The sequence below is a fragment of the Paracoccus stylophorae genome, from assembly GCF_028553765.1.
In the GTDB taxonomy this organism is placed as follows: Bacteria; Pseudomonadota; Alphaproteobacteria; order Rhodobacterales; family Rhodobacteraceae; genus Paracoccus; species Paracoccus stylophorae.
The window spans coordinates 2,943,156-2,955,762 of sequence record NZ_CP067134.1 but is presented as its reverse complement, the minus strand read 5'-3'; the positions used below and the strand labels follow the sequence as shown (position 1 = coordinate 2,955,762).

Here is a 12,607-nt window from a genome sequence, read left to right as displayed (position 1 = left end):
GCGACAGCCCAAGGCGATTGGCAGAACGGCGGCGCTGCGGCAAGGTGTTTGCCAGCCATCAGAAAGGATTCCCATGACCCGCCTCCGTCGCATTGCCCTGACCGCCTCGCTGATCCTGATGACCGGCCCCGTCATGGCGGATGAGGTGCCGCGGATCGCGGTCATGTCCGCCTTTCCGCCGGAATGGGTCAGCCTGCAGGCGGACATTCAGGACGCGCGGACCCGAACGATCAACGGTGTCGAGTTCGTGACGGGAAGGCTGGGCGAGCGGCAGGTGGTGCTGTTCCTGTCCGGCGTGTCGATGGTCAACGCCGCGATGACGACGCAGCTGGCGCTGGATCATTTCGACATCGACGCCATCGTCTTTTCGGGCATCGCGGGCGGCGTCGATCCGTCGTTGAATATCGGCGATGTGGTCGTGGCGGGGCAGTGGGGGAACTATCTGGAAAGCATCATGGCGCGCGAGGCCGACGGGAAATTCGCGATCCCGCCCTTCCTCGATTCGCCGTTTCCCAATTACGGCATGATCTTCACCAATGAAACGACCGTCGCCTCGGATCGCGGCGAACCGCAGACGCGGTTCTGGTTTCCGACCGACGAGGCGATGTTGCAGGTCGCTGCGGAGGTGGCGGCCCGGACCGAACTGGCGGAATGCAACGACCAGAACGCCTGCCTGTCGCATCGGCCCCGGATCCGCGTCGGCGGAAACGGTGTCTCGGGCTCTGCCTTCGTGGATAACGCCGCGCTGCGGACGTGGATCTTCGACACGTTCGCGGCGCAGGTGGTCGATATGGAATCGGCTGCCGTGGCGCAGGTTGCCTGGGCCAACGAGGTGCCGTTCATCGCCTTCCGGTCGCTGTCGGACCTGGCGGGCGGCGGCGAGGGCGAGAACGAGATGGGCGTGTTCATGTCGCTGGCCGCGCAGAATTCGGCCGCACTGGTCAAGCGTTTTCTCGCGGCTTTGCCGACGGAGGAATAGTCGGCCCCCGGAAAAGGAAAGCCCCGGCAGGATGCCGGGGCTTTCGCAACGGTTGCAATCAGTGCAGCGTGGCGTCGGGCTTTGGCCCTTCGCCGACGGCGCCCAGCTTGTGGCCCGCCGTGCCGATGCGGTTGCCGACGACCAGCCCGTCGTCGCTGGCACCGACATGGACCGTCTGCCCGTCCAGCACCTCGCCCGACAGCAGCAGTTCCGCCAGCGGGTCCTGCAAGGCGCGCTGGATCACCCGCTTCAGCGGGCGGGCGCCGAAGACCGGGTCGTAACCCTGATCGGCCAGCCATTTGCGGGCATCCTGATCCAGTTCCAGCGTGATCTTGCGCTGTGCCAGACGCTGTTCCAGACGCATCAGCTGGATATCGACGATCCCGTCCATGTTCTCGCGCGACAGGCGGCGGAAGATGATGATCTCGTCCAGCCGGTTCAGGAATTCGGGGCGGAAATGGTTCCGCACCGCCTCCATCACCTGATGACGCGCGTCGGTCGAATCGGCGTCCTCGGGCAGATGCGACAGCGCCTGCGACCCCAGGTTCGAGGTCAGGATGATCAGCGTCTGCTTGAAATCCACCGTCCGGCCCTGACCGTCGGTCAGCACCCCGTCATCCAGCACCTGCAACAGCACGTTGAAGACGTCGGGATGGGCCTTTTCGACCTCGTCGAACAGGATCACCTGATAGGGCCGCCGGCGCACCGCCTCGGTCAGCACGCCGCCCTCGTCATAGCCGACATAGCCCGGAGGCGCGCCGATCAGCCGCGCCACCGAGTGCTTCTCCATGAACTCGGACATGTCGATGCGGACCATCGCGGAATCGTCGTCGAACATGTATTCGGCCAGCGCCTTGGTCAGCTCGGTCTTGCCGACGCCGGTGGGGCCAAGGAACAGGAACGACCCAAGCGGTCGGTTCTCGTCGTTCAGCCCCGCGCGCGCACGGCGGACCGAGTTGGCGACTGCAGTCACCGCCTCGGACTGGCCGATCACGCGCTTGGTCAGCTCTTCTTCCATCTTCAGCAGCTTTTCGCGCTCGCCCTCCAGCATCTTGCTGGTGGGGATGCCGGTCCAGCGTTCGACGACCTCGGCGATCTGTTCGGGGCGCACGGCCTCTTCGACCATCAGCCCGTCGCCTTCGGCGTCTTCCGCCTGGGCAAGCTGCTTTTCAAGACCGGGGATGACGCCATAGGACAATTCGCCCGCGCGGGCCAGATTGCCCTCGCGCTTGGCCTGGTCCAGCTCGGCGCGGGCGCGATCCAGCTGTTCCTTGACGTTGCGCGAGCCTTCCAGCCTGTCGCGTTCGGCCTGCCAGCGCGCGGTCATCTCGGCGCTGCGTTCCTGCAGGTCGGACAGGTCCTTTTCCAGCCGTTCCAGACGGTCCTTGCTGGCCTGGTCGTCCTCTTTCTTCAGCGCCTCGGCCTCGATCTGCATCTGCAGGATCTGGCGGTCCAGCGCGTCCAGTTCCTCGGGCTTGCTGTCCACCTCCATCCGCAGGCGCGACGCGGCCTCATCGACCAGGTCGATGGCCTTGTCGGGCAGGAAACGGTCGGTGATATAGCGGTGGGACAGCTGCGCCGCCGCCACCAGGGCCGCGTCGCTGATGCGCACGCCGTGATGCAGCTCGTATTTCTCCTTGATGCCGCGCAGGATGCTGATCGTGTCCTCGACGGTCGGTTCGACGATCATCACCGGCTGGAACCGGCGGGCAAGTGCGGCGTCCTTTTCGATATACTTGCGGTATTCGTCCAGCGTCGTGGCGCCCACACAGTGCAGCTCGCCCCGCGCCAGCGCGGGCTTGATCAGGTTCGCCGCATCCATGGCGCCATCGGTCTTGCCGGCGCCGACAAGCGTGTGCAACTCGTCGATGAACAGCACGATCTCGCCTGCGGCGGCCTCGATCTCCTTCAGGATCGCCTTCAGACGTTCCTCGAATTCGCCGCGATATTTCGACCCGGCGATCAGCGCGCCCATGTCCAGCGCCATCAGACGCTTGTCGCGCAGGCTTTCGGGCACGTCGCCGTCGATGATGCGCAGCGCCAGACCCTCGGCGATGGCGGTCTTGCCGACGCCGGGTTCGCCGATCAGCACCGGGTTGTTCTTGGTGCGGCGCGACAGGACCTGCATGGCGCGGCGGATTTCCTCGTCGCGGCCGATGATCGGGTCGATCTTCCCTTCGCGGGCGGCCTCGGTCAGGTCGCGGGCGTATTTGTTCAGCGCGTCATAGCCTTCCTCGGCGCTGGCCGAATCGGCGGTGCGGCCCTTGCGCAGATCGTTGATCGCGGCGTTCAGGTTCTGCGCGCTGACGGCGCCAGCCTCCAGCGCGTCCTTGGCGTTGGTGTTCACCATCGCCAGCGCCATCAGGACCCGTTCGGCCGGCACGAAGCTGTCGCCGGCCTTCTTGGCGATCTTCTCGGCCTCGTCCAGCACGCGCACCATCGAGGTGTCGACATAGACCTGATTGCCCGATCCCGACACTTTCGGCAGTTTCGCAACGGCCTGATCCACCGCCTGTTTCACGCGCCCCGCATCCCCGCCCGAGCGGTTGATCAGATTCGCGGCCAGACCCTGATCGTCATCCATCAGCGCCTTCAGCAGATGTTCGGGAACGACCCGCTGGTTTTCCTCGCGGATCGCGATGGTCTGGGCGGCCTGCAAAAAGCCGCGCGACCTTTCCGTGAACTTTTCCATGTTCATCGGCATGTTCTCCTTCTCACTAGCCCCCGTGTCGCAGGCGCCCTGATGCGGCACGCCCCGGTCCGGGTCTTCGCCTATGATCTGGGATGTTCCGGGGCCGCTTTCAAGCGCGCGGGGCCTGTGCGATAAGCCCGCGATCTGCGGCATACGGAGGCAAGCATGGATGATCGTCTGATCGTGGCGCTGGACGTTCCGGACGCGCTGGCCGGGCTGGATCTGGCGCGCAAGCTGGGCGACAGCGTCGGGTTCTACAAGATCGGTCTGGGCATGCTGACCGGCGGCGGGCTGGCATTGGCCAATGAGCTGAAACAGGATCACGGCAAGCGCATCTTTCTGGACATGAAGCTGTTCGACATCGGCGCCACGGTCGAGGCGGCGGTGCGCGGGCTGGCGCAGTTCGATCTGGATTTCCTGACCGTGCACGGCGACCCGCATGTGGTGCGCGCCGCGAAAGAGGGGGCGGCGGGGTCAGGTCTCAGGATCCTTGGCGTGACCGTCCTGACCTCGCTGGAACGCGCGGATCTGGACGCCGGCATGATGCAGGCGGGCGATGTGCATGACATCACTGTCGAACGCGCCGCCCGCGCCTTCGAGGCCGGGGCCGACGGCGTCATCTGTTCCCCGCGCGAGGCGCAGGCGATCCGCGCCCTGCCGGATGCGCGGCTGATCGTGACGCCGGGTGTTCGGCCCGCCGGGGCCGACCGGGGCGATCAGAAACGGGTCGAGACGCCCGCCAGCGCGATTGCCGCAGGGGCCGATCATGTCGTCGTGGGCCGCCCGGTCTGGCAAGCCGCCGACCCGAAAGCCGCGGCGCAGGCGATCCTGGCCGAGATGGCATCGCCGCAGGTATAAGCGCCGGGCAGGCCGATCTGTCCCGTTGACCCGGCCGGCCCGCCGCGCCACCCTGTTCATCGCTGCGGGAAAGGGGGGCAAAGGCATGAAGGATCCGCAAGGCGTCGTTCAGAAGGCCGAGAACGATCTGGTCCTGTCGTTCCTGTCGGTGCGGCGCGCCATCGGGGCGCTTGGCTTTTTCCTGCCGGTTGCGCTGCTGGTCTATGGCCTGTTCTCGGCCGACGGAATCCTGCGCAGCATCTCGGCCGCCTATTACTCGCCCATGCGCGAGATTTTCGTGGGCACCCTGATCGCGCAGGCGGTCTTTCTGTGGAGCTATGAGGGGTTTCGCCGCAACGCGGGCGAGATCGTCAGCGACAAGGCCACCGCCCGCATCGCCGCCGTCGCCGCGGCCCTGGTCGCGCTGGCGCCCACCAGCCCTGCGGGCATCCTGCCACCCACCGCGCCGCCCTTCGATCCGGTGGCCGACTGCACACTGCTGCAATGCCAGCTTGGCATCGCGCTGACCGGCCGGCTGCATCTGGCGGCGGCGGCGATCTATTTCGCCGCGCTGGCCGTCTATTGCCTTGTCCTGTTCCGTCGCGGCCGCGTGGACAGCGACGAGAAGCTGGCCTCGAACCGGATCTACCGGATCTGCGGCTGGACCATCGTGGTCTGCATCGCGCTGATCGGCCTGCTGTTTCTGACCGGACTGGATGAAACGCTGTCGCTGCTGCGCCCGATCTTCTGGCTGGAACTGGTGGCCACCTTCGCCTTCGCGACAAGCTGGATGGTCAAGGGCGACGCGCTGCGCCCGCTGGTCAGCGCGATGACCGCATGGCTTTAGGCCGCCGCTGCTTCTTCTTTGCCCAAATACCCGTTTCCCATCGCCAAAAGCGCCGTCACTCGCCTCTGTGCCTGCGCCGCCCGGCCACCCGCCGCAGGATCAGCCAGACGATTGACGCCCCAATTCCGGTCACCATCAGCGTGACAGGCAGACCCGCAGACCAGATGTCGGACAGCATCAGCACGCCCATCAGCCCGACCGCGGCGGCCAGTCCGATGAACACCCATCCCGGCGCCAGCAGTTCCAGCGCCGCCAGGATCAGTGCCGCCGCGATCCAGATCCACCCGTTCAGCCAGATCATTCCGACACCTCTGCAGGCGCCCTGACAGCGACGGATTGTTCTGCGTTCACGATCTGCATGTCCCGGTCCGGCTGGCGGTTATTCGGCGGCGATGCGGTCGCCGGCGCAGCCGCCCGCGTCCAGCATCGAAAGCCGCGCGATCACGCGCCCGATCCGCCCGGCGAAACGGTCGAAATCGGGGCGCGGTGTCACCGTTGCCTCGTCCATATACAGCGCGCGGTCGATCTCCAGCTGGACGACATGGACGTTCTGGCGGGGCCGGCCATAGGCCGCGCAGATATAAGCCCCCGAGAAGGGTGAGTTGCGCCGGATGCGCCACCCTTCGGCCTCGACCGCCGCGATCACCGCATCCGACACGCGCGCCGCCGCCGACAGGCCGTGGCGGTTTCCAAGCACCATGTCCGGGCGCGGTCCGGGCAGATGCGACAGCGCATCGTGCGGCATCGAATGCATGTCGATCAGGATCGCCTGTCCGAACCGGGCGCGCGCCTCGGCGATCAGCGCGCCAAGCGCGTCGTGATAGGGGCGCCAATAGGCAGCGATCCGGCGTTCGGCCTCGGCCCGGTCGATGGGATGGTCGTGGATCGCGCGCCCTTGCGAGACGACGCGCGGGATCACGCCCAGCCCGGCCAGCGTGCGTTGGTTCAGGGGATGGCGCTGCACGCCGCGCACCACCAGCGGGTCGATCTCGTCCGCGCCGCGATTGACATCGACGATGCAGCGCGGCACCTGCGTCGACAGCATCGCCGCGCCGAATTCGGGCGCGCAGGCGATCAGCCGGTCGACGAACGCATCTTCGGACGACCGCAGAACCGGCATCGGCAGGCGGGTGCGATCCAGAAACCAGTCGGGATAGGTGCGACCGGAATGGGGCGATGCAAAGATCACCCCGCTGACCCACCGGTCGGGACGGACAAGCGAAACGGGCAAGTCGGTTATCGACAAGGTCTGACCCCGCCATTGCTGCATATCGGACCCGTTATAGCCGCAAAGTTCGTGGTGCCGATAGGTCTTGAATCCCTCGCATTGCAGCTATATAGGATCGCGGACCAAGGCGGTTCGGCCGGGATTTCCACACGAATCCAGACAGAATCACCGAAGGACGGGCGGTTAGCTCAGCGGTAGAGCACTACGTTGACATCGTAGTGGCCACTGGTTCGATCCCAGTACCGCCCACCATTGTTTCGCCGCCCCCGGCCGCAACCGGGGGCATTTCGTTTTCCAGGGCGGCTGCGCAGCGCCGCGAAGATGGAGAAGACCGATGAAGGTTCGCAACTCGCTCCGCTCGCTCAAGAGCCGGCACCGCGACTGCCAGGTCGTGCGCCGCAAGGGCCGCATCTATGTGATCAACAAGACCAACCGCCGCTTCAAGGCCCGCCAGGGCTGATTGGGTCGCGGGATCACCGGACGAAGACGAAAACACCCGCCCTTGCAGGCGGGTTTTTTCATGGCCGGGTTCCGGTGTGGGGAAGGCATGATCACACGCAGTTACCGCGACGACCGGGCGGACAGCGCGGCGGTCTATTCTGATTGCGAAACCTATCGCTATGCGCTGACGCGGGAATGGGGCGGCGGCGGGCGGCTGTTGTTCGTGATGCTGAACCCCTCGACCGCCGATGAGCGTCGCAACGATCCCACGGTCGAACGCTGCGAACGTCGCGCCCGCGCACTTGGGTTCGGCGCGATGCGGGTCGCCAACATCTTTGCGTTCCGCGCGACCGATCCGCGCGTGCTGCGCCGGGCGGAGGATCCGGTCGGGCCCGACAATGACCGGGTTCTGGCGCAGTCGGCGGATTGGGCCGATATGGTGCTGTGCGCCTGGGGCGTGCATGGGGCGCATCTTGGCCGCGGCGCGCGGGTCGAGGCCGATCTGCGCAGACGGGCGGCACGGCTTTGGTGTCTTGGCCTGACGCGCGCCGGCGCGCCGCGGCATCCGCTGTATGTCGGCTATGCGATCCGGCCCTCGGAATGGCGTTAACCTTCTATTAAGAAAGCGTTTCCGGGCTGGCATTGCAGTGGGTTATCCTGCGTGCGGGAACCGGCCCCTGCGGCCTTGTCGAAGGATTGCGTCATGTTCATGTTGGCAGGGCTTGTGGGGCTGCTGGTCGCCGGATTGGCCGTGGACATGACGGGCCTGACCCAGACCGAACCCGAACCCGACCCGGACGATCTGCCGCCCGCCGATATCGGCGACGGGTCGCTGCCGCCGATCATGCCGGACGATCCGTGGGACGAAACGGGCGAGGCCGGTCTGCCTGCGGGCACCGGTCCGACGGACGGCCAACCGACAGGTCCGGTGACGCCCGAACCCGTCCTCGAACCCGTCGTCGGCAGCGATCTGGCCGATCTGTTGATGGGCGGCGACGGCGCCGACCTGATGCTGGGCCATGGCGGCGACGACGATCTGCGCGGCGGGGCCGGCGACGACACGATCCATGCCGGGGACGGGAATGACTGGGTGCAGGGCGATGCCGTCTATGGACCGGGCGGCAACGATGTCATCCATGGCGGTGCGGGCGACGATTCGCTGTGCGGGCAGGGCGGCGACGACCTGATCCCCGGCGATTCGGGCGACGACACGATCTTCGGCGGCGAGGGGCACGACACGCTGATGGGCGGCGCGGGGACCGACTGGCTGTCGGGCAATGACGGCGACGATGTGCTGATCTCGGGCGGCGGGGCGGACGATCTGGACGGCGGACGCGGCAACGATCGCCTGATCGGATCGGACGACGCGGACATGGTCTGGATGCATGGCGGCGAGGGCGACGACACGCTGGAGCCGGGCGCGGGCGACTATGCCGAGGGGCTGGCGGGGGCGGACAGTTTCGTGCTGAAAGAGGTCAGCGGGATCGTGCCGATCATTGCCGATTTCAGCGCCGAGGAGGATGTGATCCACCTGCATCTGGGACCGGACGTGCCGGACGACGTGCAGATCGGACTGCGCGAGGATCTGGACGGCAGCACCCTGATCGAGGTCAACGGCGCGGCGGTCGGACGGCTGTTGCAGGCCGAGGGTCTGCGGCCCGAGGATATCGTCGTGCGGCGCGGTCTGGCCTGATCGTCCGAGGGTTTCGGGACCGGGCGGAATGGCGGGGCTTTCCTTTGGCGGCGAAACCTTTTATAGCCGCCCGGCCATGCGGCGTTGGTGCCGCGGCGCTCCACGGGCCTGTGCTGGACGACATCCCGGCCTGCGCCATGACCCTGACCTGAAAAGGAGACCCCGATGTCGATTACTGTCGAAGAAAAAGCCCGCGTCATCAAGGACTTTGGCACGAAGGAAGGCGATACCGGTTCGCCCGAGGTGCAGATCGCGATCCTGACCTCGCGCATTTCCACGCTGACCGAACATTTCAAGACCCACAAGAAGGACAACCATTCGCGTCGTGGCCTTCTGAAGCTGGTGGCGCAGCGCCGCAAGCTGCTGGACTATCTGAAGGGCAAGGAAGAGGCCCGTTATCAGGACGTCATCAAGCGTCTGGGCATCCGCCGCTGATATTGCCCACGGACCGGATCGGAACGCCCGTCGCGACAGCGGCGGGCGTTTGCCGTTGCGCAACGGGGCGGGCGTTGCGTCGTGCACCTGCTTGGCGGTTCGTGCCGGAAAACCCGGGAAATGCCGGGTTTGGCGCGTCACCGGCCATGCACCGCGGCGGCACCGGGGGTGCACAGCCTGTACACCGCTTGCGGGCGTTGCGCGTGGCGGCCTCGGGGTCGGGGGCGCTGCCCCCGTCGCTGCGCGACTCCCCCGAGGTATTTGGAAAGAGGGCGAGGGGCGGGCGCGGCTGCGGTTCCGGGCCGACACTTTTCAAGCCCGGTCTTTTCCTGTATTGGCCGACAATCTGTGACGTGACGCCCGGCCCCGGGGCGACGCATAAGGATCGGGGCGGCGGCAATGGGGCCGCCACATGACATGGCGCGCCCGGAGGGCCGGACCCGCGCCCAGAGGACATCAGATGTTTGATCAAGTGACAAAATCGATCCAGTGGGGGCAGGAGACCCTGACGCTGGAAACGGGCAAGGTTGCCCGACAGGCCGATGGCAGCGTCGTCGCCACGCTGGGCGAGACCAGCGTCATGGCGAACGTGACCTTCGCCCGCGAACCCAAGCCGGGACAGGATTTTTTCCCGCTGACGGTTCATTACCAGGAAAAATATTACGCCGCCGGCAAGGTTCCGGGCGGCTTTTTCAAGCGTGAGGCGCGTCCGACCGAGAAGGAGACGCTGACCGCGCGCCTGATCGACCGGCCGATCCGTCCGCTGTTCGCGCCGGGCTTCAAGAACGAAGTGCTGGTGATGTGCACCGTGCTGAGCCACGATCTGGTCAACGATCCCGACGTGGTGGCGATGATCGCGGCCAGCGCCGCGCTGACCATTTCGGGCGTGCCGTTCATGGGGCCGATCGGGGCCGCGCGCGTGGGCTTTGTCGATGGCGAATACGTGCTGAACCCGGATGTCGAGGACATGCAGGGTCTGCGCCACCATCCCGAACAGCGTCTGGACCTGATCGTCGCCGGCACCAAGGATGCGGTGATGATGGTCGAATCGGAAGCCTATGAGCTGTCCGAGGACGAGATGCTGGGCGCGGTGAAGTTCGGCCACGAGCAGATGCAGCCGGTCATCGACCTGATCGTGGATCTGGCCGAGGCGGCGGCGAAAGAGCCGTTCGATTTCCGGTCGCCCGATTACAGCGCGCTTTCCTCGCGCGTGAAGGAGCTGGGCGAGGCCGACATGCGCGCCGCCTATGCCATCCGCGACAAGGGCGAGCGTCGCGACGCGATCGAGGCCGCGAAGGACAAGATCGTCGCCGGCCTGTCCGAGGACGAGCAGGCCGATCCCAATCTGGGCAGCGCGCTGAAGAAGCTGGAATCGGGCATTCTGCGCGGCGACATCATCGGCGGCGGCGCCCGCATCGACGGCCGCGACACCAAGACCGTGCGCGCCATCGAAAGCGAGGTGGGTTTCCTGCCGCGCACGCACGGATCGGCGCTGTTCACGCGTGGCGAGACGCAGGCGCTGGTCGTGACCACGCTGGGCACCGGCGACGACGAACAGATCATCGACGCGCTGCACGGCAATTTCCGCAGCAACTTCCTGCTGCATTACAACTTTCCGCCCTACTCCGTGGGCGAGGTCGGCCGGGTGATGGGGCCGGGCCGGCGCGAGATCGGGCACGGCAAGCTGGCCTGGCGCGCCCTGCAGGCGGTGCTGCCGGCGGCGACCGATTTCCCCTATACGATCCGCGTCGTCAGCGAGATCACCGAATCGAACGGGTCGTCCAGCATGGCCTCGGTCTGCGGCGGGTCGCTGTCGATGATGGATGCGGGCGTGCCGCTGAAGGCGCCGGTCGCGGGTGTCGCGATGGGTCTGATCCTGGAAGATGACGGCCGCTATGCGGTGCTGACCGACATTCTGGGCGACGAGGATCATCTGGGCGACATGGACTTCAAGGTCGCCGGCACCGAGGCGGGGATCACCAGCCTGCAGATGGACATCAAGGTCGCGGGGATCACGCCCGAGATCATGGAACAGGCGCTGGCGCAGGCCAAAGACGGCCGGCTGCACATCCTGAACGAGATGTCGAAGGCGATCACCGAGGCGGGCTCGTTCTCGACCCACGCGCCGCGGATCGAGACGATGCAGATCCCGACCGACAAGATCCGCGAAGTGATCGGGTCGGGCGGCAAGGTGATCCGCGAGATCGTCGAGGTCTCGGGCGCCAAGGTCGACATCAACGACGACGGCGTGATCAAGATCGCCTCGGCCAATGGCGATGCCATCAAGAAGGCTTACGACATGATCCATTCGATCGTGGCCGAGCCCGAGGAAGGCCAGATCTATACCGGCAAGGTCGTCAAGCTGGTCGATTTCGGCGCGTTCGTGAACTTTTTCGGCAAGCGCGACGGGCTGGTCCATGTCAGCCAGATCGCCAACAAGCGCCTGGGCCATCCCAGTGAGGCGTTGCAGGAAGGCCAGGAGGTCAAGGTCAAGCTGCTGGGCTTTGACGACCGCGGCAAGGTGCGCCTGGGCATGAAGATGGTCGATCAGGACACCGGCGAGGAAATCAGCGAGAAGCGGGAAGAAACCGCCGACTGAACGGGCTTCGACCCGCGCTGAAAATGCTGTAAGATCAAAGACAGCCCCGGCCGGTCCGGGGCTGTCGTCACATTGCAAAGGTGGTGCCGGTGGGATCAAGCCCCGAAACGCTGCTGTCGGTCTTCGACCGCATCTATGTCATCAATCTTGCCCATCGCGCCGACCGCCGCCGCGAGATGGAGGCCGAGCTGAACGGCATCGGGCTGAGCCTGGATCACCCTGAGGTGACGCTGTTTCCGGCCAGTTTCCCCACCGATGAAGGCAATTTCTCGTCGCGCGGCGCGCGGGGCTGTTTCGAGAGCCATCTGGGCGTGCATCGCGCGATCCTTGAGGATGGCGTGCAGCGCGCCCTGATGCTGGAGGACGATGCCAGTTTCGTGCCGGATTTCGCGTCCATTCTGGCGGCAATCGGCGGCGATCTGGAACGGATCGACTGGGACATGCTGTATTCGGTGGCGCCGCTGGACCCGCAGCCGGGCGATCAGGCGGTGGGGCAACATCTGCTGGCGCTGTCGCCCGAGCACCGGTTTGCGCAGGCCCATTTCGTAGGCTTCAGCCATCGGCTTTCCGAACGCGCCGTCCCTTATCTCGAGGCGATGCGGGCGCGGCCGCCGGGCGATCCGCAGGGCGGGCCGATGCATGTGGACGGCGCCTATTGCTGGATGCGCGCCGCGTATCCCGAGATGACGGTGCTGGGCGGCCGCCAGCCGCTTGCCGTGCAGCGATCCTCGCGCAGCGACATCGCCGAGCTGCGGTTCTGGGACCGCTGGCCGGTGCTGCGGCAGGCGGCGGGGGGGTTGCGGCGGTCGCCGGTCCTGCGGCAGATGCGGGACAGGGTGCGGCGGCGGTAGCGGGC

At 66.4% G+C, this 12,607-nt stretch carries 12 protein-coding genes and 1 tRNA gene; 10 read left to right on the top strand and 3 right to left on the bottom strand.

Translation table 11 applies throughout. The features are described from left to right. Window positions 1–73 precede the first annotated feature (73 nt). Window positions 74–979 (top strand): 5'-methylthioadenosine/S-adenosylhomocysteine nucleosidase, encoded by a 906-nt coding sequence (locus JHW45_RS14575; protein WP_272858320.1) that lies wholly within the window; start codon window positions 74–76, stop codon window positions 977–979. Window positions 980–1,037: 58 nt separating this feature from the next. On the opposite strand, the gene clpB is transcribed toward JHW45_RS14575, so the two are convergent. Next, the gene (clpB, locus tag JHW45_RS14570) at window positions 1,038–3,677 is read right to left on the bottom strand and encodes an ATP-dependent chaperone ClpB (protein WP_272858319.1); all 2,640 of its coding nucleotides are present in this window, start codon (window positions 3,675–3,677) and stop codon (window positions 1,038–1,040) included. 159 nt (window positions 3,678–3,836) lie between these two features. Here clpB and pyrF point away from each other — a divergent pair, with 159 nt between their 5' ends. After that, window positions 3,837–4,529: an orotidine-5'-phosphate decarboxylase gene (pyrF, locus tag JHW45_RS14565; protein WP_272858318.1), complete on the top strand. Its 693-nt coding sequence runs from the start codon at window positions 3,837–3,839 to the stop codon at window positions 4,527–4,529. Between the two features lie 85 nt (window positions 4,530–4,614). After that, on the top strand, window positions 4,615–5,355 hold the full coding sequence (locus tag JHW45_RS14560) for a hypothetical protein (protein WP_272858317.1): 741 nt from the start codon (window positions 4,615–4,617) through the stop codon (window positions 5,353–5,355). A 55-nt stretch (window positions 5,356–5,410) separates the two neighbouring features. On the opposite strand, the gene JHW45_RS14555 is transcribed toward JHW45_RS14560, so the two are convergent. Both JHW45_RS14555 and JHW45_RS14550 read right to left on the bottom strand, forming a co-directional pair. Then, window positions 5,411–5,656, bottom strand: a complete 246-nt coding sequence (locus tag JHW45_RS14555; protein WP_272858316.1) for a hypothetical protein — start codon at window positions 5,654–5,656, stop codon at window positions 5,411–5,413. A gap of 78 nt (window positions 5,657–5,734) precedes the next feature. Then, a complete protein-coding gene (locus tag JHW45_RS14550; RefSeq protein ID WP_419181808.1) occupies window positions 5,735–6,625 on the bottom strand; it encodes an N-formylglutamate amidohydrolase in 891 nt (296 codons plus the stop codon). Window positions 6,626–6,760: 135 nt separating this feature from the next. Here JHW45_RS14550 and JHW45_RS14545 point away from each other — a divergent pair. The 7 genes from JHW45_RS14545 to JHW45_RS14515 all read left to right on the top strand — a co-directional run bounded on the left by JHW45_RS14545 (window position 6,761) and on the right by JHW45_RS14515 (window position 12,602). Next, window positions 6,761–6,835, top strand: a tRNA-Val gene (locus JHW45_RS14545). 82 nt (window positions 6,836–6,917) lie between these two features. Next, window positions 6,918–7,043, top strand: coding sequence for a type B 50S ribosomal protein L36 (gene ykgO / locus JHW45_RS14540; RefSeq protein WP_042245282.1), 126 nt, complete (start codon window positions 6,918–6,920; stop codon window positions 7,041–7,043). 87 nt (window positions 7,044–7,130) lie between these two features. Continuing rightward, the gene (locus tag JHW45_RS14535; protein WP_272858314.1) at window positions 7,131–7,634 is read left to right on the top strand and encodes a DUF1643 domain-containing protein; all 504 of its coding nucleotides are present in this window, start codon (window positions 7,131–7,133) and stop codon (window positions 7,632–7,634) included. 93 nt (window positions 7,635–7,727) lie between these two features. After that, window positions 7,728–8,717, top strand: a complete 990-nt coding sequence (locus tag JHW45_RS14530; protein WP_272858313.1) for a calcium-binding protein — start codon at window positions 7,728–7,730, stop codon at window positions 8,715–8,717. 165 nt (window positions 8,718–8,882) lie between these two features. Further along, window positions 8,883–9,152 (top strand): 30S ribosomal protein S15, encoded by a 270-nt coding sequence (rpsO, locus tag JHW45_RS14525; RefSeq protein ID WP_272858312.1) that lies wholly within the window; start codon window positions 8,883–8,885, stop codon window positions 9,150–9,152. A gap of 460 nt (window positions 9,153–9,612) precedes the next feature. After that, window positions 9,613–11,751, top strand: a complete 2,139-nt coding sequence (pnp, locus tag JHW45_RS14520; RefSeq protein WP_272858311.1) for a polyribonucleotide nucleotidyltransferase — start codon at window positions 9,613–9,615, stop codon at window positions 11,749–11,751. 89 nt (window positions 11,752–11,840) lie between these two features. Beyond that, window positions 11,841–12,602, top strand: coding sequence for a glycosyltransferase family 25 protein (locus JHW45_RS14515; RefSeq protein ID WP_272858310.1), 762 nt, complete (start codon window positions 11,841–11,843; stop codon window positions 12,600–12,602). Window positions 12,603–12,607: the final 5 nt, after the last annotated feature.